The 24,775-nt window shown below is 67.7% G+C and carries 24 protein-coding genes and 3 pseudogenes; 19 read left to right on the forward strand and 8 right to left on the reverse strand.

Going from position 1 to position 24,775, the window contains the following annotated elements; genetic code table 11:
• Positions 1 to 71: 71 nt before the first annotated feature.
• From QCD66_RS11520 to QCD66_RS11530, 3 genes and pseudogenes are all read left to right on the forward strand, one after another.
• Positions 72 to 358 (forward strand): annotated as a pseudogene (locus QCD66_RS11520) (IS30 family transposase); the annotation flags it as partial.
• Positions 359 to 624: 266 nt separating this feature from the next.
• Complete coding sequence (locus QCD66_RS11525) at positions 625 to 858, forward strand: transposase (protein WP_364223205.1); 234 nt, start codon at positions 625 to 627, stop codon at positions 856 to 858.
• Positions 859 to 1,201: 343 nt separating this feature from the next.
• Positions 1,202 to 1,438: pseudogene (locus tag QCD66_RS11530) on the forward strand (transposase); the annotation flags it as partial.
• Positions 1,439 to 1,726: 288 nt separating this feature from the next.
• Here the strand turns inward: QCD66_RS11530 and QCD66_RS11535 are convergent.
• Positions 1,727 to 2,268 (reverse strand): annotated as a pseudogene (locus tag QCD66_RS11535) (transposase family protein); the annotation flags it as partial.
• Between the two features lie 235 nt (positions 2,269 to 2,503).
• Between QCD66_RS11535 and QCD66_RS11540 the strand changes: the two are divergent.
• On the forward strand, positions 2,504 to 2,791 hold the full coding sequence (locus QCD66_RS11540; protein WP_375735567.1) for a DUF6194 family protein: 288 nt from the start codon (positions 2,504 to 2,506) through the stop codon (positions 2,789 to 2,791).
• 65 nt (positions 2,792 to 2,856) lie between these two features.
• Entirely contained in the window at positions 2,857 to 3,483 is a 627-nt protein-coding gene (locus QCD66_RS11545) for a hypothetical protein (protein ID WP_407567116.1), read from the forward strand.
• Between the two features lie 346 nt (positions 3,484 to 3,829).
• On the opposite strand, the gene QCD66_RS11550 is transcribed toward QCD66_RS11545, so the two are convergent.
• Positions 3,830 to 3,955, reverse strand: coding sequence for a hypothetical protein (locus tag QCD66_RS11550; RefSeq protein ID WP_375735569.1), 126 nt, complete (start codon positions 3,953 to 3,955; stop codon positions 3,830 to 3,832).
• A 302-nt stretch (positions 3,956 to 4,257) separates the two neighbouring features.
• Positions 4,258 to 5,958, reverse strand: a complete 1,701-nt coding sequence (locus tag QCD66_RS11555) for an IS1634 family transposase (protein WP_407566753.1) — start codon at positions 5,956 to 5,958, stop codon at positions 4,258 to 4,260.
• Between the two features lie 275 nt (positions 5,959 to 6,233).
• On the opposite strand from QCD66_RS11555, the gene QCD66_RS11560 reads away from it, so the two are divergent.
• Entirely contained in the window at positions 6,234 to 6,584 is a 351-nt protein-coding gene (locus QCD66_RS11560; protein ID WP_375736540.1) for an Lsr2 family protein, read from the forward strand.
• 34 nt (positions 6,585 to 6,618) lie between these two features.
• Here QCD66_RS11560 and QCD66_RS11565 read toward each other — a convergent pair whose 3' ends face one another.
• Positions 6,619 to 7,866, reverse strand: a complete 1,248-nt coding sequence (locus tag QCD66_RS11565; protein WP_375736539.1) for an MFS transporter — start codon at positions 7,864 to 7,866, stop codon at positions 6,619 to 6,621.
• Positions 7,867 to 8,007: 141 nt separating this feature from the next.
• Between QCD66_RS11565 and QCD66_RS11570 the strand changes: the two genes are divergently transcribed.
• On the forward strand, positions 8,008 to 8,565 hold the full coding sequence (locus QCD66_RS11570) for a CGNR zinc finger domain-containing protein (protein WP_364223174.1): 558 nt from the start codon (positions 8,008 to 8,010) through the stop codon (positions 8,563 to 8,565).
• 259 nt (positions 8,566 to 8,824) lie between these two features.
• Here the strand turns inward: QCD66_RS11570 and QCD66_RS11575 are convergent, their stop codons facing one another.
• Positions 8,825 to 10,051: a CaiB/BaiF CoA transferase family protein gene (locus QCD66_RS11575; protein ID WP_375736538.1), complete on the reverse strand. Its 1,227-nt coding sequence runs from the start codon at positions 10,049 to 10,051 to the stop codon at positions 8,825 to 8,827.
• A 264-nt stretch (positions 10,052 to 10,315) separates the two neighbouring features.
• Here QCD66_RS11575 and QCD66_RS11580 point away from each other — a divergent pair, with 264 nt between their 5' ends.
• From QCD66_RS11580 to QCD66_RS11610, 7 genes are all read left to right on the forward strand, one after another.
• The gene (locus tag QCD66_RS11580; protein ID WP_375736537.1) at positions 10,316 to 11,488 is read left to right on the forward strand and encodes an extracellular solute-binding protein; all 1,173 of its coding nucleotides are present in this window, start codon (positions 10,316 to 10,318) and stop codon (positions 11,486 to 11,488) included.
• A 177-nt stretch (positions 11,489 to 11,665) separates the two neighbouring features.
• Positions 11,666 to 12,514 carry a carbohydrate ABC transporter permease gene (locus QCD66_RS11585; protein ID WP_375736536.1) on the forward strand — a complete coding sequence of 283 codons (849 nt, stop codon included), beginning with the start codon at positions 11,666 to 11,668 and terminating at the stop codon, positions 12,512 to 12,514.
• An 80-nt stretch (positions 12,515 to 12,594) separates the two neighbouring features.
• Positions 12,595 to 13,371 (forward strand): carbohydrate ABC transporter permease, encoded by a 777-nt coding sequence (locus QCD66_RS11590; RefSeq protein ID WP_375736535.1) that lies wholly within the window; start codon positions 12,595 to 12,597, stop codon positions 13,369 to 13,371.
• A gap of 61 nt (positions 13,372 to 13,432) precedes the next feature.
• Positions 13,433 to 14,209, forward strand: coding sequence for an SDR family NAD(P)-dependent oxidoreductase (locus QCD66_RS11595; RefSeq protein WP_375736541.1), 777 nt, complete (start codon positions 13,433 to 13,435; stop codon positions 14,207 to 14,209).
• Between the two features lie 53 nt (positions 14,210 to 14,262).
• Positions 14,263 to 15,117: an SMP-30/gluconolactonase/LRE family protein gene (locus tag QCD66_RS11600; RefSeq protein WP_375736534.1), complete on the forward strand. Its 855-nt coding sequence runs from the start codon at positions 14,263 to 14,265 to the stop codon at positions 15,115 to 15,117.
• A 10-nt stretch (positions 15,118 to 15,127) separates the two neighbouring features.
• A complete protein-coding gene (locus tag QCD66_RS11605) occupies positions 15,128 to 15,913 on the forward strand; it encodes an SDR family NAD(P)-dependent oxidoreductase (RefSeq protein WP_375736533.1) in 786 nt (261 codons plus the stop codon).
• A gap of 34 nt (positions 15,914 to 15,947) precedes the next feature.
• Entirely contained in the window at positions 15,948 to 16,955 is a 1,008-nt protein-coding gene (locus QCD66_RS11610; protein WP_364223153.1) for a LacI family DNA-binding transcriptional regulator, read from the forward strand.
• Between the two features lie 32 nt (positions 16,956 to 16,987).
• Here QCD66_RS11610 and QCD66_RS11615 read toward each other — a convergent pair whose 3' ends face one another.
• Together QCD66_RS11615 and QCD66_RS11620 are read right to left on the reverse strand one after the other, a co-directional pair.
• On the reverse strand, positions 16,988 to 18,412 hold the full coding sequence (locus QCD66_RS11615; protein ID WP_375736532.1) for a GH1 family beta-glucosidase: 1,425 nt from the start codon (positions 18,410 to 18,412) through the stop codon (positions 16,988 to 16,990).
• Entirely contained in the window at positions 18,412 to 19,233 is an 822-nt protein-coding gene (locus QCD66_RS11620) for an amidohydrolase family protein (RefSeq protein WP_375736531.1), read from the reverse strand. Before QCD66_RS11620 ends, QCD66_RS11615 begins: the two co-directional genes overlap by 1 nt.
• Before the next feature lie 214 nt (positions 19,234 to 19,447).
• Between QCD66_RS11620 and QCD66_RS11625 the strand changes: the two genes are divergently transcribed.
• The 4 genes from QCD66_RS11625 to QCD66_RS11640 all read left to right on the forward strand — a co-directional run bounded on the left by QCD66_RS11625 (position 19,448) and on the right by QCD66_RS11640 (position 23,093).
• Entirely contained in the window at positions 19,448 to 19,984 is a 537-nt protein-coding gene (locus QCD66_RS11625; protein WP_364223144.1) for a 2,4'-dihydroxyacetophenone dioxygenase family protein, read from the forward strand.
• A gap of 1 nt (position 19,985) precedes the next feature.
• Positions 19,986 to 21,002, forward strand: a complete 1,017-nt coding sequence (locus tag QCD66_RS11630; RefSeq protein ID WP_375736530.1) for a zinc-binding dehydrogenase — start codon at positions 19,986 to 19,988, stop codon at positions 21,000 to 21,002.
• Between the two features lie 44 nt (positions 21,003 to 21,046).
• On the forward strand, positions 21,047 to 22,033 hold the full coding sequence (locus QCD66_RS11635; RefSeq protein WP_375736529.1) for an NAD(P)H-quinone oxidoreductase: 987 nt from the start codon (positions 21,047 to 21,049) through the stop codon (positions 22,031 to 22,033).
• A gap of 382 nt (positions 22,034 to 22,415) precedes the next feature.
• Entirely contained in the window at positions 22,416 to 23,093 is a 678-nt protein-coding gene (locus tag QCD66_RS11640) for an MFS transporter (RefSeq protein WP_375736528.1), read from the forward strand.
• A 62-nt stretch (positions 23,094 to 23,155) separates the two neighbouring features.
• Here QCD66_RS11640 and QCD66_RS11645 read toward each other — a convergent pair whose 3' ends face one another.
• Entirely contained in the window at positions 23,156 to 23,506 is a 351-nt protein-coding gene (locus QCD66_RS11645; protein WP_407566987.1) for a hypothetical protein, read from the reverse strand.
• Between the two features lie 104 nt (positions 23,507 to 23,610).
• Between QCD66_RS11645 and QCD66_RS11650 the strand changes: the two genes are divergently transcribed.
• Entirely contained in the window at positions 23,611 to 24,729 is a 1,119-nt protein-coding gene (locus tag QCD66_RS11650; RefSeq protein WP_375737351.1) for an IS630 family transposase, read from the forward strand.
• Positions 24,730 to 24,775 lie beyond the last annotated feature (46 nt).

The following is a 24,775-nucleotide window of genomic DNA, read 5'->3' on the forward strand; positions in this document are numbered from 1 at the left end:
TGCCGGTCGTACACGCGATCACTGGGCGGATCCAACTGATCGTCGCAACACCTTGTCGGAGAGGTGGAGCGGTGGGCAGTGGGCCGGGGCAGAAGCGGGTTCGGGAGTATCGGGGTCAGATTCCCTCGCCGGGTCGACCGACAGTGGCGTGGCGTGAGGACCGGGTCAATTCTGGGCTGCGATCAGTCGCGGTGTGATGACCGAGGACGCGGCCGTGGCAGAGGGCGTGCCGTCGCCGGTCGGATTCCGGTGGTTCCGGCACGCTGGCGGCGTGAATCCTTCCATGTCGCCGACGGTGTCGGGCCGCTATCTGTCGCTCAGCGAACGTGAGGGCATCGCTCTGTCGCGGGCGCGAGGCAGGCCAAAGACCTGCGGATCAGAGGTTAGGGGTTCGAGTCCCTTCGGGCGCGCAAGATCAATAGTGGTCTGACCTGCTGGAATGCTGGTCAGGCCCCTTGCTCGTTCCGTCTCTTGTGGATGGTTGGGTGGTCGGTGGGTGCTCGTGCGACGAGCATCCCTCGCGTCCCGGCCCGTCCAGCGGCGGCAAGGCCTGTCCGGGTTGGTTTTGATCATGGTGTCCCCATCTCAGATGGTGATGTGCTGGCTTGCCATCCTCTTTGCGCGATGGTCGATGCGGACGACATGGTGCGGACCGGGGCTCCGGACGACTTCTGGCAGGAAGCCCAGCCGTTGATCCCGGTCCCGGCGGTGCGGCCGCAGGGTGGTGGGAAGCGGCGGGCTGATGGCCGGGCAGTCCTGGCCGCGATCGTCTATCTGGTCCAGGCCGGGTGCTCCTGGCCGAAGCTGCCCGCGGTGCTGATCACGCTGACTGCACGTGCATTGGCCGCTGCCCGTTGACACCGAACTCGCCCGCTCGATCGCGGTCCTCGCCCGGGCCTGCCAGGACGCCACGTGGCGGCGCACCCGGGCCGGCAACGAGCTGCGGTCCCTGCTGCGCGAGTATTACCCGGCCATGCTCGAGGCTGCCGCCAACCGCAGCGGCAGCTTGGCCACGCCGCTGACTCGAGTCCTGATCGAGCTGGCCCCGACTCCCGCCGCGGCGCTCACGGCGTCCACGGCCCGTATCGCGGCCGCGCTGCGCAGGGCTGGCCGTTCCCGCAACATCGACCAGGTCGCCGCCGAGCTTCACACGATCCTGCGCCGGCCCCACCTACGTCAGGATCCGCTCGTCGAGCAGGCGATGGGCGTCCAAGCCTTGCGGTTGCTCGCCACGCTCACCACGCAGTGCGAGACCATCGACCACTTGTCGGCGGCAGTCGAGGCGTCGTTCCGACAGCACCCGGACTACGAGATCATCACCAGCTTTCCCGGCATCGCAGCCCAGGCCGGCGCCCGACTGCTGGCCGAGATCGGCGACGGCCGTACCCGATTCGCCGATGCGCGATCTTTGAAAGCTTTCGCCGGCGCGGCACCGGTGACCCGTGCCTCCGGCCGCAGCCTCATCGTCTCGCAACGCCGGATCAAGAACGACAGACTCGCCGCGGTCGGCTTCACCTGGGGACTGTCAGCACTCAACCTGTCACCCGGCGTGGCGAGCCCACTACGACCGGCGCCGAACCGCCGGAGACGGCCACGCCGCAACCTTCCGCCGCCTGTTCAACCGCTTCCTCGGCTGCCTGCACCACTGCCTGCAAACACGGGAGCACTACCGAGAGCCGGTGGCCTTCCCGACCTCGACCGAAGCGGTCGCTGTTTGACAGTTACGCCCATCGGATGTCTTGTCCGCGAAGGTCATCACATCGACGCTGGTCAGGGCCTCGATGAGGCCGTGGGATTTGGCCGCGGTCACGTCGTGCGTCGATCCGGGCAGCGCGGCCGAGGCCCACTTGAGCCGGCCCGCGGGGTCGGCCAGGATCTGCACGTTGACTCCGTGTCGCTTGTGTTTTCCCGAGTAGTAGGGCCGTTGGTTGGCGACCCGGTCGATTGGGATCAGCGTCCCGTCCAGGATCGCGAACGCCAGCCGTGTGGCCTCGGCATCGTTACGGCGAGGTCTGGTGCGCAGGTGGCGAGTAGGTCGACGGCTTCCCGCAGGTATCGCCACGCGGTGGTCACCGATACCCCGAACCCGGCGGCCAGGCGGGTGAGGGTGTCGCCGTTGCGCAGGTGGGCCAGGGCCATCAACGCCTGCCGCTGCGCAGGTAGCCGGCGCCACCGGCTGCCGAGCGAGAGCCTGCGGGCCCGGATCAGGTCGGTCAGGCGGGTCAGGCTGCGCGTGGAAAGCGGGATGCTGGCAGGATAGGCAAGCAACGAAGCTCCCGTGGCGGACGGTGTGTCTTGGTCGACTGCTGTCCTGCCGGGAGCTTCGTCCTATCTGGAGCAGCGACACGCCATCCCCGCCCGTCCCGCCCAGACCAGACCTGATCACGATGAAAGAGGCTCATTGTCGAACATGATGTGTCGGTCTTCGACGAGCCCTCCCATTTCGTCCGCCCCGGCGTCTTCCGGCTCAACCTGGGACCTGGGCCGAGCCGAATTCGAGCGCGTGTTCGCCTTTCCGCCCAAGGAATTCGCTGCGCACCGGGATGAGTTCGACTTCGCCCGGGTGGACATGGTCGTGCCGCACCCGGGCTACGCGCTCTACGGCTTCGGCAGCATCGTCATGCCCGGCCCGCAGATGCGGCCCGAGATCGACCGGCTGCTCGCGATCGCCCACGCCCGAGCAGTCGACCGCCACGAGCGCGCATCCCGCCGGGCGGCCGACCAGCAGGGCGCGTTCGCCGACAGCGCGAATCATGGCGGGGTGACGGTTGACGGTCTTCTGCCGGAATGAAGTTGCTCCGACGCGGCTGTTTGTCGTACTCCGGTCAAGGTGGTGTTCGTCGATATCCTGACCAGATGCGATCTTTCCGTATGAGCCTCGGACCGCTGCTGCTACTTGCCCTCGTCGCCTGCTCGGGTCCTGACACGGCCGCGACCGCGCCTTCCTCGTCGCCGGCCGAGCCGCCCCGGCCCGGCCGGCTGATGCCGAGCGCCAACCCGTACACCGCTGACGGCCCCGCCACGACCACGGACTACGGCGCTCCCGGTACACCGCACGCGGAGATCATGTATAAGTTGCAGCAACAGGTGCTGAACCAGGCCGGCTCGCCGGCGCATACGTCCGTGACCTGCAACAAGAAGTTCTTGACCGGCAACGTGACGGCGAGGTGCACGGTGAAGTTCGACGACCTCGCGGTGCCGATGGACGTGACGGTGTCGATCGCCGACCAGTACATGACCTGGTCCGCCGTCGCCTCGGTCGGCGTGCTGTCCCGGCCGAATGTGGGTTTTCTGTGGAACAGCGAAGCAGCCAACAACAACGCCCGGCCGGGCACTGCGATGTGCGACGCCGCGATGCCCGACCAGGCGGTGTTCCCCTTCGGCGCGACGCCGTTCTACTGCTGGTACACCACGGAGTTGGGCACCGTGGTGGAAAAGCAGGTGTCGGTCGACCGGCGGGGCATCACCTTCGAGAATGCCTGACCATGAGGAGACTTCGCACGCCGCCGAGGGCGGAGTCGCTTCGCCGGGCAGCGACAGCCCATTGATGAACGCCCTTGAGGACATGTCACAGAGAAGACGTGTCCGCAGCCGAGACTGCGGGCACCTCCCTGTTGAGAAGGGTCAGTTCAGTCGGTACGCCGTTGGCATGGTCTGCTTCACGGTGTTGCCTTGGCTGTCTGGGGCGGTGATCCGCAGCGGCCGCCGCGCCGGTTGCGCCCTTCTTACGGTGGTGCTGATCCATGCCACTGCGCCTGCTCCTGTTCGACTTCGACGGGCTGCTCTGCGACACCGAGCGGGCCGCCCACCCAGGGCCTCGGCAAAGTCGTTAGGTGATGCCGAGTAGTGCCAGTGGGCGGCTGCTGTCGCGGGCGTGGTGGCGGGTTGCGGCGGCGATGTTGGTGACGCCGGCGGCGCGTAGCGCGCCGATGGCGGCGTTGTGCAGGGCGGTCATGACTTGTGGTCCGGTGCCGGTGCGGATCTGGGAGCGGTCTTCGTCGTGGGTGACGTCCCGAACGTGGATCAGTAAGGCGAGATCGTTTTAGTATTTGTAGTACGGGTCGGTTGATCCAGACCGTGGCGGGAGTCTGGGCGGCTGGGGTGGTCGCGGGAATCGTTGTGGGTGGCGGGTCTGGGCCCCGGGTTCCGCAGTTTGTAGTTCAACGATCATCGGAATCTGGATGTGGAGCAGCGAAGATTGACGTGCGTCGAACAAGAGGCGTGTGTCTACGCCCTCTTGCCAGGATCTGATCTTGGCTACTGGGGGTCGAAGGCGGTGACCCGGGCCGGCGGCTGGACGGAAAGTGCCTGGTAGATGGCCTTGTGTTCGGGTCTCAGCGGGGTGGTCTGCACGACGGTGCCGGCGGGCCCGGCGAGGGTGACCTGGCTGATTCGTCCGAGTTGCCGGTTGATGTTTCGCCAGGTCTGGCCGGTGGCGCGTTCGGCGACGCGGATCAGCAGCAGGGCCAGCCAGCAGATGAGGACGTGGGCGCGGATGCGGTGCTCGAGGCGGTGGAACACCGGCCGCAGCAGCAGTTGCGACTTCAGGTCGCGGAACCCGCGCTCGGCCTCGAGGAGGTTCTTGTAGCCCAGCGCGACGTCCTCGGCGCTGATGTGCGGGTCGGAGGTGGCGATGAGGTACTTGCCATCGAGGCGTTCCTCGGCCTTGACCTTGGCCTTGTTGACCTTCAGTCGTCCGTTGGGCTGCTGGACGAGCCACCGGCCCAGGGTCGGGTGGTCGCGCAGGGCGCACTCGGCGCGGGCGTGCGCCGCCTCGTTCTTCTTACGGGCCTTGTCTGCGACGGGTCGTCTGGCGTCGCGTTCGCGCTGGTCACGGATGCGTTCGAGTTCGGCTTCGACGCGGGCGATCGCGTCGTCGCGGTGCTGCTTGTCACGCATCGCCTGGTCGGGGTTGTGGCAGATGACGAACCGCACGTCGGATCCGTCGATGCGTACTTCCTTGACGCGCAGGTTGTCCTTGACCTGCTGGTAGCGGCCCTGGCGGGCCAGGACCCGCTCGACGAGGGGGTTGCCGTCACGCATGCGCATCCCGGCGATGTAGTGCCCGCCGGCGCGGCGCAGGTAGGCCAGGTTGTCCGCGCTGGAGAACCCGCGGTCGACCACGGTGATCACGCGTCCGAGCTTCCAGTCGCGCATGTCGTCGCGAACCTCGGCCAGCACGGCCTGGTCATTGCTGTTGCCGGGCCAGCACCAGCACCGCACCGGGATGCCTTCCTTGGTCACGGCCAGGCCGATGACGATCTGCGGCAGATCCGAGCGGTGGTCCTTGGAGTGCCCGAACCGGCGAAACGCATCGTCGCCGTCGTCTTCGGTGTCGCGTTCGAAGTAGGTGCTGGTGGTGTCGAAGAACAACAGGTCGACTTCAAGGTTGAACAGGTTGGCCACGGCGAAGAACACCGCCTCCTGCACCCGGCCGCAGGTATCGGCGTCGATGAGCAGGTCCATCGCCCGGTACGCGTGGTCGTCGTCCATACCGGTCAGGCCCGGGATGACCGTGTCCTGCCCGGCCCACTCGGCGGCCGACAGCTTGCTCATCGGCGCCACAGCTCGGTTGGCGACCAGCGCGAACAGCACCCGTTCCATGTTCGTGGTGAACCTACGCGCGTCCGCAGCCGCCCGCACCGCCGCGCCGACGTCGAGGCGCCGCCACAACCCGTCGAGCAGCCATGTCGACCCGATCGACCGTGCGTCGACGACGTCGAGAGGTCCCGCTCCGGCCGCCAGGCCCGCTTCCGCACCCGCGCCGTCTTCGCCGAAGTGCTTGTCGATCGACGCGGCGAGCCGGCGCAGCCCTTCGACGTCGACCCGGTCGACGCGGCCCAGATTCATAAGCACATCAGGCTTGATCTTGCCGTCCACGCGCCGGTTGTGTGCCAACGCGACGTAGCGCACCACGCTGCCGTCGGCGTTGGTCCGCGAGGTGAACCGCAGATACATGACTACGAAGAAACCACATCACCACTGGCAGAACAAGATGTGAATCTCAGGTCGTGTTACTACACTTTCGGATCCGCCGGCCCAGTCCGAGGCATCTGCGAGCCCGTGACCAGCATCGACCCCGACCCGATCATGCTTGTGTTCCTACGAACTGCGGAACTCGGGTGGGCGGTAGCCGACGTTTGTCGCAGTGCCGGCCAGCGATTGTCGTTCGAGCTGAGGAGGACGCTACCGGCCCTCCGGCACGTACTCGCGTTGACGTAACAGGAGACCCCATGGCCAGGCAGGTAATCACCACGCTCATCGACGACTTGGACGGGAAGCCGGCTGACCGGACCGTCGAGTTCGGAATCGGCGGTGTTAAGTACACCATCGATCTGTCCGAGGCCAACGCCGGCAAGCTACGCACCTCTCTCGACCCGTACATCGAAGCCGGCCGGCGACTCGGCCGCAGCGGACCGGCCTCGCCCACGAGCCGGCCGGCCAGCCGATCCGCGACGGCCCCCAACAGGCGTCAGGAGAATCGTGAGATCCGTGACTGGGCCGCCCAGAATGGTTTCGAGGTCTCCGTACGTGGCCGTATCCCACAAGAAGTGCTCGACGCCTACCGCACGGCACACCGGTAGCCGTCTCCATCTTCGGGCGGCATCGTCAGAGCCCTCATGGAACCCGAGGCGCTTCGCTGTCGGGTCTGGCAGCGGTGTTGGTCGTGGTGACGGGTCTGCGTCGTGGCGATCGTGACGGCTCCTGCGGCGAACATGGCGAGCACGAGCATCGCCTGACCAGGGTGTACAGCAGTGCTGCTGCCGCCTGCAGGAGGGCGATGCCGGTCAGGTACCAGTGTGCGGTGCCGACGGTGGCCAGCCCGGCGAGAGCGGAACCGGTAGCAGCAGCGGAGATCTTCAGCCCGGCCCCGATGGTGAACACCTGCGTGCGCAACTGCGGCGGGGAGTGATCGGCGCGGATGCGGAGGGTCACGGCAAGGACGAGACCGTCGCACGCACCGGCCGCGGCGAAGCAGACTGCCGCGACGGGGACGGAGGAGACCAGCGCCGCGGCGGCGAGCCCGAGAGCGGTACCGAGCAGGCCGATGACAGCCAACCGCTGCGGCAACACGGTCGGCCGCAGACGGGTCATGCCGAGCGTGCCGGCCATGGCGCCGACCGCGAACGCGGTCATCAGCAAGCCGCCGGCTCCCGCGCTTCCCAGGCTTGTGGCGAGAAGGACGCTGGTCGTGGTCAGTGCACCGATACCGGTGAAGGCCAGGCAGGTGGCCGCGGTGATGGCACGCAGTTCCCTTTCCTGCCAGACCGTTCTCACACCGTCGGCCATGTCCCTGCGAAGCCGCGTCGGCACCACCGGTGAGCCCTCGACGCCAGTGCGCAGCGGGAGCAGTGCCGTCAGCACGCAGGCACACGCCGCCGCCGCCGACAGGACGAGCATCGCCGTCGCCGGGGAGAGGGCCGAGGCGACCAGCCCGGCGGTTCCGGGGCCGGCGACGGCGGCGGCGTTGTAGGTCATGGCGTCCCAGGAGTAGGCGCGGCTGCGCTCCCCGCCCGCCGGCAGCAACCGCGTGATCAGGCTGGACAGGCCGCCGGAGACGATCGGCCCGCAGCAGCCCCCGGCCGCCGCGATGGTGAGGGCCAGAGGAAGGGGAATGCGTCCGATGCTGATCGCCAGGGCGGAAATCGCCATGGCGAAGCCACCGAGCGCGCCGGCGTAGAAGAGCCGGGGCCGGCGTGCACGTGCTGCCACGGCGCCGGCCAGCGGAGCCGCAAAGACATGGGGGGCCATCCAGGCCGTCAGGACGAACGCCCCGTGCGCCGCGCTGCCCGTACGGTCTATGGCCAGCATGACCACTGCCACCGCCATGCCCTCATCGGCCAGCCGCGCGAAGAACGCGGTCACCAGGTATCGCAGCACTCTCGACCGCCCTGACATCGCCACCTCCACCAAGTAGCGGGATCTTATTGCAAGACGTTACAGTCGAGGGTGTATGTATTTTCGATGCCCACCCGCCGTCCGGACCGCGGATCAAGGAGTGCAGACGTGACAAGCCAGGGCTTCCAGGCCGTCCAGCGCCTGATCGACCTCGCGAACGCCGTACGAACCCATCCCGAACTGCCGCGCGAGGTGGCGGTGTCGCTCTTGGCCCACCACGGCGAGGGCCCGCAGGACCTGACCGAAGCGGCACTGTCCGACGCAGACCTCCGGGAGCTGAGGGGCGCCGCTCTGAAGATGACCGAAATCCTCACCGAGAGCGACACCGACCGGGCAGCCGTCGCCCTCAACGAGCTCTTGGCCGACCACGCCGCCGCCCCCCGCCTGTCCCGGCACGACGGCCACCCCTGGCACCTGCACGTCGACCGCGGCGACGCCGGATGGGCCGACTGGTTCCTGGCCTCCAGCGCCCTGGCCCTGGCGCAGATCCTCACCGAGCACGGCCGCGCCACCTGGGGCGAATGCGCGGCCGCCAACTGCCGCAAGCTCTACCATGGCACCGGCCCCGGCAGCCCGCGCCGCTACTGCTCCACCACCTGCGCATCACGCACCCGGGTCGCCGAACACCGCCGCCGCAAGCAGACACACACCTCAGCTCACAAATGACCGGCAGACGCCCCTGGCAGGTTGCTCGACCGCGGCGGGCCGACCACGTTGTCAACGTGACCCCCCGGGTGCCGGTGTCGTCGCCCAGCTCGGTCGGGGCCTGCAGCGCGTCGCCGCCGATGTCGACGGTCAGGCCCTGGTCGCGGGCCCGGCCGGCGATGCCGGTGAGCGCATCACGGTCGCCGTCGGTCAGGTCCTGCGCTGGGCGACGATCGAGATCACGACTACCGTATCGACGAGGATGGACCGGGGGGCGAGGTCAACTTTCGCGGTGTGCGGTAGGTGGTACGGAGGTGACGCCAGCGTCCAGCAGGTCGGCGATGGCGTCTTCTGAGTAGTTGAGTTCGCGGAGGATGTCGCGGGAATGTGAGCCTTCTGGCAGTGGTGGCCGGTTGGGCAGAGTTGCGGCGCCGTTGAGCATGAAGCCCAGGAGCGGTACGCCGATCGGTCCGTCGATGCCCGGCACGGCGATTGGTGTGAAGGCGCCACGTTCGGCGTATTGGACGTCGCTGAGCGCGTCGGCGAGTGATCCTCGTACGCGGGCCGCGGGGATGTGGCTCCTCTGGAGTAGTTCTTCCCATTCCTCGGCGGTGCGGGTGAGCATGATCTTCGAGAGGGTGGCGTGCTCTCGGTCGAAGTCGGCGGTGGGGGAGTTGAACGGGTCGGGCTTGATCAGCTCCGGGTGGCCGAGCAGGGTCCACAGTCTGGTCATTTGATCCTTGTTGCAGGCACCGAGCATGATCGAGCCGGCTCGGGTCGGGTAGGTGGACGTGGTGGCCAGTGCCATGGTGTTCCCGGTCGGTGTGGGCTCGAACCCGTCGCGAAGGTGCGAGGTGACGTGGCAGGCCATCAGGATGGCGGCGACGTCGATCATGCCGACGTCGATAGACGTTCCTTCGCCGGTGCGGTCCCGGTGGAAGAGGGCGCTGGCTATGGCGAAGGCCGCGGTGATTCCGGTGGCGTAGTCGATGGCGGGCGATCCCTGGCGCAGGGGGCCAGTGCGCTGGTCGCCGTTGGCGGACATGTAGCCCGAGGTTGCCTGGACGACGTTTTCGTATCCGGTGTGCTCCCGCTTGGGACCACGGGCGCCGAACGCCGAGATGCCGCAGTGGATCAGCCCGGGATTGATGGCCGCGAGGTCTGCGTAGCCGATGCCGAGCCGCTCGTAGGCGCCGGGCCGGGCGTTGGTGAGGAACACGTCGCTTCGTCGCACGAGTTCCTTGAGCACCGCCCGGCCGCGTTCGTCCTTGAGGTCGAGCGTCAAGAACCGCTTTCCCGCGTTCTGGGTCAGGAACTGAGTCCCCATGCCCTGGTCGTTCAGGCTCGGGTCTGTGCCGACGTTACGCACGAAATCAGGAGAACACGGCCTTTCCACCTTGATTACCTCTGCTCCGAGCAGGGCGAGTTGGTAGGCCGCGTAGGGCGCGGCGAGCACCTGCGAGGCATCCACTACGCGGATGCCGGCGAAGGGTAGTGAAGCTCCCACAGTGAGTGCACCTGCCTCTTGTGCGGACTTGTAGTTACAGTCGGTAGTCGAAGTGGGTGGTTGGCAGTAAGCCTGGGACGTCCTATTATTCGATTAAGCAACCTCCACACCGCCGACGTCAACCCACCACGCCGTACGCAAGGAGCGACCATGCGTCCGAAGCCTCACGTAGCTATAGCCGGCATGACGGCCGTGGCTATCGCCCTTACCGCGTGTTCGTCCGGGGAGCCGGATGCGGCCTCGTCGGGGCCGCCCTCCGGGGGCGTGACGATCCTCAGTTGGCGGCTCGCCGACCCGGGCGCACTCGGCCAGCTGCACCAGAGCTGGATCGACTCCTTCAATGCGAGTCAGAGCGCCATCAAGGTCACCGGTGAGCCGGTTCCCTTCGCGGACAAGGGCACCAAGCTGGTCAACACCGCGCTGAGTGGGTCAGCCCCCGACATCGTCGCGATCACCACCTCCGAGATCGCCGACTACGCGAACTACCTCCTGCCGGTGGACGAGTACTGGCAGGCCGAAGGCGCCGAGTTCGCCGGTGCCTTCACCGAATCCGCCAGGAACCTGGCCAAGTGGGATGGCAAGCTCTGGGGAGTTCCCATCGAGGACGGCACCAGCGACGCCCTCTACTACAACAAGAAGGTGCTGGCCGAGGCCGGCGTCGACGTCGAGAACGCAGTTAGTTCTTGGGCGAACTTCCGGTCGGCGCTGCAGACCGTGAAGGCGTCCGGCAAGACACCGATGGTGTTCCAGGGCAAGGACGCCGCCAGCTTCGAACGGCACTGGGCGTGGTACGTCGCCGGTGGCGTGAAGCTGGATGATCCGGCGCAGTATGTCGCGCAGATGTGCAGCCCGCAGGCGGAGCAGACCTTCGCCTGGCTGACCGCGCTCTACACCGAGGGTGGCCTGGTCCCGAACCCGTCCGGCATCGGCTACGACGAGTTGACCCGCCAGTTCGCCGCCGGCGACGTCGGTTTCGTCACCGATGGTCCTTGGGGTCTCGGCATCTACGAGGGCAACAACCCCGGTATCGGCGACAGCATCGGGGTGACCCGCATGCCTCCGAAGGAAGTTGGGGGACAAACCGGGGCGAACCAGGACGCCCTTATCTTCGTTATCCCCAAGAACGCCAAGAATCCTCGGGCGGCCTGGGAGTTCATCAAGTACATGAGCACCGACAAGGCTCAGGAGGGCAGTGCCGAGGCAGGCGGATTCGTCCCCACACGCACGGCTGTCTTCAACTCGCCGACGGTCACCGAGAACGAGTTGCTGTCCACCTACAGCACGCTGATCGAGGAAGGTGGATTTGTTCGTCCTCGAGGGCCGCACATGGCAGAGATGCGGCAGATCCTGATTACCGCGTACCAGGCCGCCGTGACCGGCCAGCAACCCGTGGACCGGGCATTCCAGTCCGCCTGCAACCAACTCAAGGCACTCTGACCACCGCCCGGCCCGATGTCTGGTTCTCCTCCCTCGGCCTGTCGAGGAGGAGAACCAGGAGGGAAGCTGATCATGGACAGCGCAACAAAGAACCCTCCGCGGCGGCAGAAAACCCCCAGAGATGCCCGGAGTGCCGGGCGGGCCGTTGCCCGTCCCAGGGCGTCGCTGCGGATCCGGATGGTCTTCTTCGGGCCGCTCCTCGTTCTGATGGTGGGCCTGCTCGCCTTTCCGATCCTGTTCGCCCTGTATGCGAGCTTCGCCGACGTCAACAACCTGTTCTCGCTCAAGTTCGCCGGCCTGACGAACTACGAGTCGCTTCTGGCGCGCCCGGAGACCCTCTCCGGTCCGCTGGTCAACACACTGCGCTTCACCCTCGGCTCCGTGGTTCTGGCCCTGACGCTCGGCTTCGGCGCCGCCCTTCTACTGAACGGGCGGCTGGCCGGGCGCCGGGTGATGCGCAGCGCGTTCATGTTCCCGTGGGTGATTCCGACGGTCGTCACGGCACTGCTGTGGCGATGGATCATGGACTCCAACGCCGGTGCGTTCAACGGACTGTTACTACAACTGCGAATCATCGACCAGCCGGTCAGCTGGTTGGGTGAACCTCAGCTGGCGCCGTGGATCATCATCCTCGCCCAGGTCTGGCGCGGCTTTCCGTTCATCATGGTGATGCTGCTCGCGGCGATGCAGACCATCCCCGCAGAGCTGCACGAAGCGGCGGCTGTCGATGGTGCCGGACCGCTGCGACGTCTGGTGTCGATCACCTGGCCGGGCGTACGACCGATCTTCATCCTCGTCGGCACGCTGGAGGGCCTGTACGCGTTCCGCGAGTTCGCGATGATCGACGTGGTCACCGGCGGCGGCCCCGCTGGCGCGACCGAGGTTCTGGCCACCCAGGTGTACCGGCTGTTCTTCCAGTATCACCGGTTCGGCGATGCGATGGCACTCGCGGCGCTCATGTTCGTGCTGGCGTTGATCGCCACCCTGTTTCTCATGCGCATGGCAGCGCGAGGCGAGGAGGACTGATGATGGCGACCCGGTCCACGCGGCTGTACCACCTATCCCGTCTGACGGGCACCGCGATCAGGTACACACTCGTCGCGTGCTTGCTGCTGTTCGCGCTCCTGCCCTTCTTCTGGATGCTGTCCACGGCGTTGAAGCCGGCCACCCAGATCTACACCAGCCCGGTGACCTGGTGGCCGTCGAGCCCCACACTGGAGAACTTCGTCGCGGTCGTCACCCGCGCCGACTTCACCGTCATCATGGGGAACACCCTGCTGGTCGCCGGCGTGTCGGCAACGGTGAGCACCACCGTGGCGCTGCTCGCCGCGTACGGGTTGTCACGTCTGGCCAGCCGATGGGGTGAGCTCCTCGTCCTGCTCCTGCTGTTCGCGCAGATGATCCCGACGATCCTCTTCGTCATCCCGTACTTCCTCGTCTTCCGGACGCTGGGCCTGCTCGACACCCTGCTGGTGCTGATCGTCACCCACGTCTCGCTCACCATGCCGATCGCCACCTGGCTGTTGCGGCGATTCATCGCCAAGGTGCCCCGCGAACTCGACGAGGCGGCGCTCATCGACGGGTGCGGCCAAGTGGGTGCCCTTTTCCGGGTGGTAGCCCCGTCCGCGCGGGCGGGCATCGGCGCCGTCTTCTTCTACGCCTTCCTCGGCTCCTGGCACGAGTACCTCTTCGCCCTGTCGTTGACCAGCTCACCGGAGAACCGGGTGGTGACGCTGGGAATCACCTCGCTGGTGGGGCAGTACCAGGTGTCCTGGGGCGAACTGATGGCACTGGGCATCCTTACCACCCTGCCGCTCATCGCCCTGTTCCTGCTCGTGGAGCGGAACCTGGTCGAAGGCCTCGCCGGTGGAGTCAAGGGCTGAGCAGACTGCTCCGACAGGGCGGTCCGCAACGACAACCGAAAGGAAAGTGGCAGCAGTGGGAATGTTGGATGGCCGGGTGGCGATCGTGACCGGTGGCGCCCGTGGACTCGGCGAGGGAATCGCCCGGCGCTTCGCCGCCGAGGGCGCCTCGGTCGTCATCGCGGACCGCACACCGGCCGAGCCGTTACTGGCGCAGCTCGCGCCGACCCAGATCGGTCACCTGACGGCGACCGTGGACGTGCGGTCGCCCCGCGAGGTCGACGACCTCGTCGCCGACACGGTCGCCCGGTACGGCCGCCTGGACGTCATGGTTAACAACGCCGGCGTGATGGACTCGGGCGCCGAGGTCGCCGACCTGACCGACGAGGAGTACGACTTCGTGCTCGACGTCAACGTGCGGGGCGTGTTCAACGGCTGCCGGGCCGCGGCCCGGGTGTTCCGGGAACAGGACCGGGGGCGGATCATCAACGTCGCCTCCTACATCGGAAAGAAGGCGATCGGCGGTCACGCCCTGTACTCCGCGTCCAAGGCTGCGGTCATCTCACTGACCCAGGCCCTCGCCCTGGAGTTGGGTAAACACGGAACGACCGTCAACAGCATCTGCCCGGGCACCATGTACACCCCGATGTGGGTGGAGAAACTCCCGACCTTCGTCGGTGAGGCGAATCCGGATGTGGAGAAGTACCGGCGCGAGCACGCGGCGGCCAACATCCCGGTCGGTCGGATGGGAACCGGACAGGACGTGGGAGCGATGGCGGCCTGGCTGGCCAGCGACGACGCCGTTTTCGTGACCGGAGCGGCACTCAACCTCACCGGCGGCGAGGCGGTGTTCTTCTGAGCGGCGAGCCGCCGGCCGGAGCCGGCATCAGGGCCGTCACCGCACCTGAGGACGTGCTCGGCGAGTCTCCGGTCTGGCTCGGCGACCGCGACGGCCTGATCTGGGTCGACAGTCTGCGGGGCCGGATACGGTACCTCGCGGGTGGGGAACTCGATCTGGGGGAGAAGATCGGGTCGGTCGCGCCTCTGGCTGGCGGCGGCCTCATCGCGGCGCTGGAACACCGGGTGGTGGCGCTCCAGAGCGACCGTGCGGTGCGCGAGATCTGCCGGTTGCGTCTGCCGACGACGCACCGGCTCAACGACGGTGCGGTCGACCCGTACGGCAGGTTCGTGTTCGGAAGCATGAACGAGGAGCGCGACGCGCCCAGTGCTGCGCTCTACCGGCTGGGCTTCGGCGGTGTCGAGGTGCTGCGCGACGGACTGACCCTCAGTAACGGCATCGACTGGTCGCCGGACGCAACGACCATCTACTTCACCGACTCGACGGCGAAACGTATCTTCGCCGCCGAGTACCCGGCCGATGGTGGGTTGCGCAACGAGCGGGTCTTCGCCGAGTGGTCGGGCCCGGGCATGCCCGACGGGCTCGCGGTCGACGCCGCCGGACACGTCTGGTCGGCCATCTGGGACGGCTCGTGCCTGGTCAGGTTCGCCCCCGACGGTGATCTCGTCGGCCAGGTCGACCTACCGGTGCCCCGGCCCACCAGCCTGGCGTTCGGGGGAGCGGGGCTGCGTGCCGTGTACGTGACCTCGGCCAGAGTGGGGCTCAGCCGTCCAGCACTGGACCGGTGGCCGTACTCCGGCGCGCTCCTGGTCGGCACGCTCGATGCCGGCGGACTCGCCTCCCGTCGGGTGCGCGAGTTGCCCGAGAAACCGTCGACTTTCGACGGTGCGGTGAACCAGGATGGATGAGGGAGGACCAGTGAAGGCACTGACCGCCAAGGTTGCGGTGGTGACTGGAGCCAGGCAAGGGCTCGGCGAGGCCACGGCGCGTCGCCTGGCCGACGACGGGGCAACCGTGGTCGTGGCGGATCTGCAGGACCCGGGCGCGCTGGCCGCGGAGCTGGAGCAACGCACCGGCCGCCGGCATGCGGGTGTGGTCCTCGATGTCACGGACGGCCGGCGGCTCCGTGCGGCGCTCGACGACGTGGTGGCGAGGTTCGGTTCACTCGATGTCCTGGTCAACAACGCCGGGGTGAGCCAGCCGCAGCTTCCGCTGATCGAGACGACCGACGAGACCTACGAGCACGTGATGGCGGTGAACGCACGTGGTGTGTTCAACGGCATCCGTGCCGGCGGGGCGATCATGGCCGAGTCCGGCGGCGGCCGGATCATCAACATCGCCTCCTATCTCGGCAAACGTGGCCTGGCGACCTTCGGCGTCTACAGCGCGAGCAAGGGTGCCGTCATCTCCCTGACCCAGGCCGCCGCGGAGGAACTCGGGCCGTACGGGGTTACCGTCAACGCGGTGTGCCCCGGCACCATGGTCACGCAGCTCATGCTCGACACCCTGTCAGCGACGACGGGTGAGGAGAACCCAGACGCGGAGGCCTGGATGCGTGCGTACGCGGGCGACCGGATCCCGGTTCGTCGCATGGGCCGGCCGGCGGACGTCGCGGGGCTGGTGTCCTGGCTGGCAAGCGATGACAGCTCCTACATGACGGGGGCCGCGCTGAACCTCAGTGGAGGCGAGGCGTTGTACTTTTAGGTGTCCCATGGTGTCGCACCGGGAAGGAACCCAGATGAGCGGCGGAAACCGTCGACGTGTCACGCAACGCGACGTGGCGCGGGCCGTTGGCGTGACCTCGGCGACGGTTTCGTATGCCCTCAATGGCCAGCCGGGTGTCAGTGACGAGTTGCGGGAGCGCATCGCAAAGGTCGCGGACGAGATGGGTTTCCGCCCCAGCCGGCTGGCTGTCGGCCTGCGGCTCGGACACACGGACACGATCGGCCTGCTCGTGCCGGACGTGGCGAACCCGTTCTATCCGGAACTCGCGTCAGGCGTCATCGAGGCGGCGGCGGCCGAAGGGCTCCAGGTCTTCGTCTCGCAGGTGGGGCTCGACGGTCGTGATCAACTCCGCGTGATCACCGCGCTGGTCGACAGCCACTGCGAAGGGCTCCTGCTCACCGCGGTTCTGCCGGAGGACGCCTCCATGCTCAAGGAGCTACAGGCGCGCCGCATCCCATTCGGCCTGATCAACCGCAGGATCGAGGACTTACCCGCCGACTGGGTCGGCATCGACGACTTCGCCGCTGCCAAGGAACTCGTCGCACAGGTGGTGGGGAGCCGCCGCAGCGTCGCCATCTTCGGCGGCCCCGAGCGGTCGTCGGTGAGCGCGGGCCGGACCGCCGGAGCCCTGGCCGCGCTGCGGGAGGCGGGTCTGGAGCCGTTGCCGGACGGCCGGGCCGGCGCGCTGACACGCGATAGCGGCGCCGAGCGGGCGCGTGCCCTGTTCGATTCGCAGGGCCCAGTCGACCTGGTGGTCTGCGGCAATGACGTCATCGCGCTAGGCGTCATGGACGTGTGCTACGAGCGCGGGCTGTCCGTGCCCCAGGATGTCGCTATCACCGGCTTCGACGACATGAGCTTTGCCAGCGCCGGACCGCTGCGTCTGACCTCCGTCGAGGTGCCTCGACAGGAGATGGGGCGTCGCGCCGTTCAGACCCTGCGCAGGCGGATCGCCGGCTTCGACGGCGAAGCGCAGGTTGTCGAACTGCCCTATCGCATTCGCCGTCGAAGCACCGCTTGAGTCAAGACCGCCGTTGGCGATCCGGCTGGCGTCTATTCGGGGATGCGGCCGGTCCGGGCGAGTTCCGCGAACCACAACGCACTGTCCTTCTTCGTCCGGACGAGCGTGTCGTAGTCGACGTGAACGATCCCGAAACGCTTGGCATAGCCGTACGCCCACTCATAGTTGTCGAGCAGTGACCACACGAAGTAGCCGCGCAGGTCCACGCCAGCCTCGATAAGGCGGTGCACGGCCGTGAGATGCCGTCGCAGGTAGTCGACCCGCTCCACGTCGTGTACCCGGCCTGCCACGACTGTGTCTTCGAAGGCGGCACCGTTCTCGGTGATCATCAACGGCAGCTCCGGGTAGGCCCGCGCGATCGAGCCGACCAGTTCCATCAGGCCAGCGGGTTCGATGTTCCACCCCATCGCGGTGTGTGGGCCCGGCTGCGGAAGGAACTCGACGTCCTCGGCGCCCGGCCAGGGATTCCCAGCCAGGATCGCGTTGCCGCTGACCGCCCGTTCATCGGATGCGGAGTCCCACATCTGCACCAGCTTGGTCGAGTAGTAGTTGATCCCGAGCACGTCGAGCGGTTGCCGGATCGTATCGAGGTCACCGTCCCGGACGAACGACCAGTCGGTGATCTTCGCCGTGTCGGCGAAGAGATCCTCGGGGTAAGCGCCGCTGAGCATCGGTCCGGTCCAGATCCGGTTGCCAACGGCATCGATCCGCCGTACGGCCTCGGCACCGGTGGGGCCGGCCGGACGCAGCGCGTGCAGGTTCAGCGTGACCGAGAAGTCCGGATCGTTGCGCACGACACCGCGCAGCGCCTCGATAGCGAGCCCGTGGGCGAGGTTCAGATGGTGCGCGGCGGCCAACACGTCCGCCGGATCCTGCCGGCCTGGGGCGTGCACGCCCGACCCGTACCCGAGGTGGGCGGTGCACCACGGCTCGTTGAGAGTCGTCCAGGTCTGGACCCGGTCGCCGTAGCGTTCGCCCATCCGGCGGGCGTATTCGCCGAACGCCTCGGCGGTGTCCCGGGCCGGCCAACCGCCGTTGTCCTCGAGCGCCTGGGGCAGATCCCAGTGGTAGAGGGTCACCGTTGGGGTGATTCCGCGCTCGAGCAGCCCGTCGATCACCCGGTCGTAGAAGTCGAGGCCGGCGCTGTTCATCCGCCCGGTGCCCTCCGGGATGACCCGGGACCAGGAGATGGAGAAGCGGTACGACTGCAGGTGCAACGACTTCATCAGGTCGAGGTCTTCGTCGAGCCGGTGGTAGTGGTCGCAGGCCACGTCGCCGGTGTCGCCGTTGACCACCTTGCCCGGGATGCGACTGAAGGTGTCCCAGATCGAGGGGCCGCGTCCGTCCTCGTGTGCCGCGCCCTCGATCTGGTACGCGGCCGTCGCCGAGCCGAACACGAACCCCGGCGGAAACTCAAGACCGCTGTCGCGGAAGTCGGGTGAACCCTGCATGACCATCACGCCTCCTCGATCTTGAAGATCCGCCGGGCGTTCTCGGCGAAGAGCTTCCGCTTGTCGTCTTCGCTGATCGCCGCGTTGGCGACGAGCGGGATGTCGAGTGTCGTCTCGTAGTACGGGTTACTGCTGGCCCAGAGCACCCGGTCCGCGCCGAGGCGCTCGACCGCGTGTTCGATCGGGTAGAGCTGGGTGTGCGAGACGGCCGTGTCGAAGACGATGTTGGGGTGCCGCTCGCCCAGGTCGAGGCTGGCCGCCTCGTGCGTGGTGTCCATGAAGGGGTGCGCGTTGAGGAACGTCACGGTCGGGAAGGCGTCGGCCAGCCGGCCGAGCTGGAACGGTGCCTCCAGGACCGAGTGCTGCGCCGTGTGCACCTGGGCGACGGCGTCCGGGTATCGGGCGAGCCGCTCGACGATGGCGAACATGGACGGATGGTCGAGGGGGAGCCCGTTGAAGTCGTTGTGGAACATCAGACCCGAGAGGCCGAGGTCGGTCATGACCCGGTCGACCTCGTCCAGGGCGGCCGCGCCGTGACGGGGCTCCACCACCCCGAGTCCGCGCACCAGGTGGTCCGGGTGCTCCCGCAGGGCCGCGGCGATACCGTCGTTCTGCGCGCGTGAGTCGGCGACCCCGTTCGGATCCTCGTATCCCGGTATCGGCGAGATGACCGACTGGTCGATGCCGTTGAGCCGCATCTTTCGGATGATCTCGTCGGTCGAGCCCGCCACGGACAGTACCGAGCTGATTCCCAGGTGGACGTGTACGTCGATCTTGTAGAAGTTCGCCACTTTCTCGTCTCCCTCGTAACGAGTCTGACTCGTCACCGTAAACCAACCGCCCCGGCACCGAAGTCGCAGGACTTATTCGATTAATGTAGCATGGTGGCCGTTGGCTGAGGGCCGACCTGGCCCGGTCCGGGGCCACCCGTCCCAGCGCCCCGCGCGGTCGCATCCGGGCAGCCGACCCGAACTCGTTCCGACGCATCCAAGGGATGCCCGCCCCTGTCGGCGGCTACAAGAAGGGTGAACACAGATGCCGGTGTCGACACGAACGGATCCACTGACCGGCGAACCGCTGGCCTACCAGGGTGAGCAGCCGTTCGGGAAGGCGGACGACCTGGTCATCGCCGGCGTACTCGGCGCCGACTGCGACGAACGGTTGTGGGTGCCGCAGTCGGACGACGTCTCGTTCCGGCCGCTGCTGTTCTCGGTCAGTCACGGGTACTTCGTGAACGTCCTGCGCGTGCGGAAGACGGGCATCCTGTCCCGCCACCGCCACGCGGGTCCGGTGCACGCCGTCACCCTCAAGGGACGCTGGCACTATCTGGAGCACGACTGGTGGGCGGAGGAGGGCGGCTACAGCTTCGAGCCGCCAGGCGACATCCACACCCTCGAGGTACCCGACGACGTCGAGGAGATGAGGACCCTCTTCCACGTCTCGGGCGCCTACATCTACGTGGATCCGAACGGCGTGCCGCAGGGCGTAGAGGACGTCTTCACCAAGCTCGAGAACGCCCGCCGGCACTACGCCAGCAACGGCATCGGACTGGACTACCTCGACTCACTGGTCCGCTGACATGCCCGACAACGGCATGCGGGCACTGGTCAAGCGAAGTCGCAGCCCGCGCGACGTGGCAGTGATCGACTGGCGCCGGCCGGTGCCGTCTGCGGGCGAGGTCCTCGTCCGCACCGAAGCCGTAGGACTCTGCGGCAGTGACGTCCACGCCTGGAAGCAGGACATCGGTTACGAGTGGGTCGCACGCTCGGTGGTGCTCGGGCACGAGGCGGTCGGCGTCGTCATCGAAGTCGGCAGTGACGTGGACCCCGGATGGATCGGCCAGCGGGTCGTACCAATCTCGATCGACGGCTGCGGCGAATGCGACGTATGCGCCACCCGCCGCCGGCACATCTGCCCACGCCGTCAAGTCCTGGGACTCTCGTTCCACGGCGCGGCGGCCGACTGCTTCACCGTCGCCGCACAACGCCTCGTCGTCGTCCCCGACGATCTGCCCGTGCAGGCCCTCGTCCTCACCGAGCCGCTCGCTATCGCCATGCACGCCGTCAGCAAGCTGCAGGACGCCGCGCACGGGCGGGCCAGCGAGATCGTCGTCACCGGGCCGGGGCCGATCGGGCTCATGGCGGCGCTACTCCTGGACAGCTTCGGTCACCGGGTGACCCTCGTCGGCATCGCTCGTGATCAATCGGTCCGCCTCGCCGCCGCCGCCAAGCTCGGCCTTCAGACATCCCAAGGCGAGGACCTACCGCTCGCCCCCGACATGTGGCTGGAGGCCTCTGGATCCGGCGAGGCGCTCGACCGAGCCGTGCGCCAGACCGCGATCGGAGGCGCCGTCGTGGTGCCGGCGGTGTTCGCACGGATCCCCACGGTGGACATCAACGTGGTGACCCGCCACGAGCTGCACCTGCTGGGCAGTTACGGAGCAAGCCGAGAGGACTACGAACGGGCGGCGGCAACTCTCCAGCGGGATCCGGGCCGATGGGACGGCCTCACGACCTCCTTCCCCCTCGACCAGGGAGTCGACGCGCTCCACGCCGTCGAACAAGGGTCTGTCGTCAAGGCAATCCTCCTGCCCTGACCGAGGACATCAGTCGCCTGCCAACCAAGTGGAGACGGAACACGATGAAGGCCATCGAAATCACTCGCTACGGAGAACCCGAGGTGCTGCACTGGAGGGAGGTGCCCGACCCGACGCCCGCACCCGGGGAGGTGGTGATCGAGATCGCCGCGACGGCGGTCAACCGAGCCGACATCCTGCAACGGCAGGGAAGGTACGACCCCCCACCCGGCGCACCGATATACCCCGGGCTCGAGTGCTCGGGGCGAATCGTTGCGCTAGGCGAGGCGGTGTCTGACTGGGCGATCGGCGACCAGGTGTGCGCACTGCTGGCGGGCGGCGGATACGCCGAGTACGTCGCTGTCCCGGCCAGCCAACTACTACCGATCCCCACCGGCGTCGACCTCTACACCGCGGCCGGACTACCCGAGGTCTCCTGCACCGTGGAGTCCAACCTGTTCCAGGTCGCAGGACTGCGCTCCGGAGACACGCTGCTCGTGCACGGCGGTGCCTCCGGCATCGGTACCTTCGCCATCCAACGCGCCACGGCCGAGGGCATCCGCGTGCTGGTCACCGCCGGTACCCCAAGGAAGCTCGCCAGATGCCGGGAACTGGGCGCCGACGTGGCGATCTCGTACCACACCGAGGATTTTGTCGCGCGGGTGCGGGAGCAAACGGGCGACCGTGGTGTCGACGTAGTGCTCGATATGGTCGGCGGCGCCTACCTTAGCCGCAACGTCGAGGTCCTGGCCCTCGGCGGCCGCCTGGTCGTGATCGGCCTGCAGGGGGGCGACCGAGCCGAACTCGACCTTGGCCAGCTACAACGCAAGCGAGCCAGCGTAACGGCCACCACGCTGCGGGCGCGACCAATCGCGGAGAAGGCCGAAATCGTCCAAGCGGTACGGAAACGCGTTTGGCCGCTGATCGAGAACGGGCAGATCCGCCCACAAACCGACCGGACCCTGCCGATAACCGAGGTGGCGGAGGCACACCGGATCCTCGAGGCGAGCGGCCACATCGGCAAGATCATCCTAACCGTACGGTCGCAGTAGCACCCGCACGCGACCTGACTACCGGCCGCTGATCGGCCTGGCATTGCCGTCGGCGACCGACGGCCCGTCAGGCCGCCTGCCGGCGACCAGCAGTCTCATGGTCGTACGACAACGCCCTGGCCGAGTCGTACTTCGCCGCCCTCAACCGCGGCCTCGACGTCAACCACCGCCGATGGCGCACCGAGCGCCCGCCGCGACGTGTCCAGGTGGATCGCCCTCCACAACCACCTCCGCCGCCACCTCGCACTCGGCTACCTCGCCCCCCGCCGACTACGAACAGGCACTCAAACCCACTACCTCGCAACAGATAGCGGCATAACCCGGTGTCCACATCCCAGGGGACCCTCATGTCGGAATTCACCCAGGTGTATATACTCGTCGGGTGAGCGCGCCGGAATACCCCGCACCGGTCCAACCGCTGGTGGTCCGCCCGCTCTGGTCGCTTGCCGGCCCAACCCTCGGAGCGCTACTCGCCGCCGGGCTGATCACCGCTCCCATCGGACCATGGGGAAGCACCATCCAGCGGGAGCTCGGACTTTCCACCGCGACCACGGCAGTAACCCTGATCGCATCGTACGTGGCGGCAATGGCGGCAATGGCCGCACCCGGCTACCTGCTCGGCCGACGGTGGCCCACCGCGACCGGGGTTTCGGCGCTTCTGCTCCTGGTCGTCGGAAGCCTGGTGTGCTCTCTCGCGCCAGGTGCGGCGCCGATGGCGGTTGGACGGGTAGTCCTGGGGCTGGGGGCCGGAACCGTGATCGGCGTCCTCCTCGCCGTGTCCAGACAGCTGAACCGCTGGCGTTCTCAGGCCCAACTGGTTCTTGGCCTCACGCTCGGCGCCGCTCTCCTGCTCGGGCCTGTCGTGAGCGGCGTGCTGACGCAGACGATGACCTGGCGGATGGTGTTCCTGGTCGACCTACCGGTGGCCGGGCTCGCGCTGGTTGTTACCGCAGCCAGCGGGATCGCCATGTGGGTCATGCGTGCATCCCAGCCGAGCCCGCAGCCCGCCCCCGCTGCAGTGCGGCCCAGCGGCACCCGCCTCGGCGGCCCAACGCGCTGAAATTGTCAATGCATTTGAACAACGTCCCTCGACCGGCCGCCGGCCCTTAGTGCCTCTCGTCGTTAATTCGTCGGGGGTTGTGTCCAGGCGGTGGGGTCGTTGAGGTAGAGGCCGCAGGCGCAGTCGAGGGCTTCTTCGGGGCTGCCGGCGTGCAGTCCGTTGGGCAGGACGAAGTCTTGGTAGGCGTCGCGGCTGGCGAGGTAGATCGCGAAGCCCCACCTGCTGGCGGAGCCGCCGTAGCGGAGCCGGCACAGCGGCAGGGTGGTGCCGTCGGCGAGCCGCCCGTCGACGTAGGCGAAGATGCCGTGATACCGCACGGGCACGGCTGTGAGGGCGGGCCAGCGGGTGCGGGCGTGTGCGCTCAGGCGTTGACGCAGGCTGGTCTTGGTCGACTCGGGTGGGGGCTTGGCCACGACTGCCATCCTGCCCCACCCCCTGTGCCGTCGTGTCGGTGCTGGCGCCGTGGCGGTGCGGGTGGCACAACGTTGCGGTGCCTCCGTCATCCCCGTACCCGATCATGCTCGACGCTGCCGAGCGTGTCGTCCTGCAGGCGCTGGCCCGCCGGCCTACGACCTCCTACCGGCTGGTGGTGCGGGCTCGTATCGTGCTGGCCGCAGCCGATGGTGCCAGCAACACTGTGATCGCCGCCGATCAGCGGGTGCACGTGGATACGGTGCGTAAATGGCGGGTGCGGTTCTACCAGCGGCGGCTGGACGGGTTGGCCGACGCGCCGCGTCCTGGCCGGCCGCGCAGGTTCAGCGACGTGCAGGCCGCGCAGGTCAAAGCCCTCGCGTGTGAGTTGCCGGCCGAGCGTGGCGTGCCACTGTCCCGGTGGAGCGCCGCTGATCTGGCCGACGAAGCGGTGGCCGCCGGTGTCGTGGAGGACATCTCGGCGGCGACGGTGACGCGCTGGCTGGCCGCCGATGCGATCAAGCCCTGGCGGCACCGGTCGTGGATCTTCCCCCGGGACCCACAGTTCGCCGTCAAGGCCAGCAGGGTGCTGGACCTGTACGCCCGCATATGGGATGGGAGCCCGCTGGGCGGGGGCGAGTTCGTCATCAGCGCGGATGAGAAGACCTCGATCCAGGCGCGGTGCCGCTGCCATCCCAGCCTGCCGCCGGGCCGGTCGAGGCTGATGCGTGTCGAGCACGAGTACGAACGCGGCGGCGCCTTGGCGTACTTGGCCGCGTTGGACGTGCATCACGGCAAGGTGTTCGGCCGCTGTGAGCCCTCCACCGGGCTGGTCCCGTTCGCCCGCCTGGTCGAGCAGGTCATGACCAGCCAGCCCTACGCCTCAGCGGATCGGGTGTTCTGGATCGTGGACAACGGATCCTCCCACCGCGGGCAGGCCTCTATCGATCGCCTGACCGAGGCGTGGCCCACCGCGACGCTGGTCCACCTACCGATCCACGCGTCGTGGTTGAACCAGGTTGAGCTGTATTTCTCGATCGTGCAGCGCAAGGTCGTCACGCCGAACGACTTCTACGACCTGGCCGATGTCCAGGACCGGCTCATCGCCTTCCAGGAGCACTACAACCTCGGCGCCCGTCCGTTCAACTGGCGATACACCAAGAGAGACCTCGACGCCCTACTCAAACGACTCGCCGCGCACGAGTTCCTACCTGCCGCCGCGTAACCCCCGACGAATTAACGACGAGAGGCACTTAGCTAAGCAGGTTGCC

It is taken from the genome of Polymorphospora sp. A560, assembly GCF_045781765.1.
GTDB classification, from domain to species: domain Bacteria; phylum Actinomycetota; class Actinomycetes; order Mycobacteriales; family Micromonosporaceae; genus Polymorphospora; species Polymorphospora lycopeni.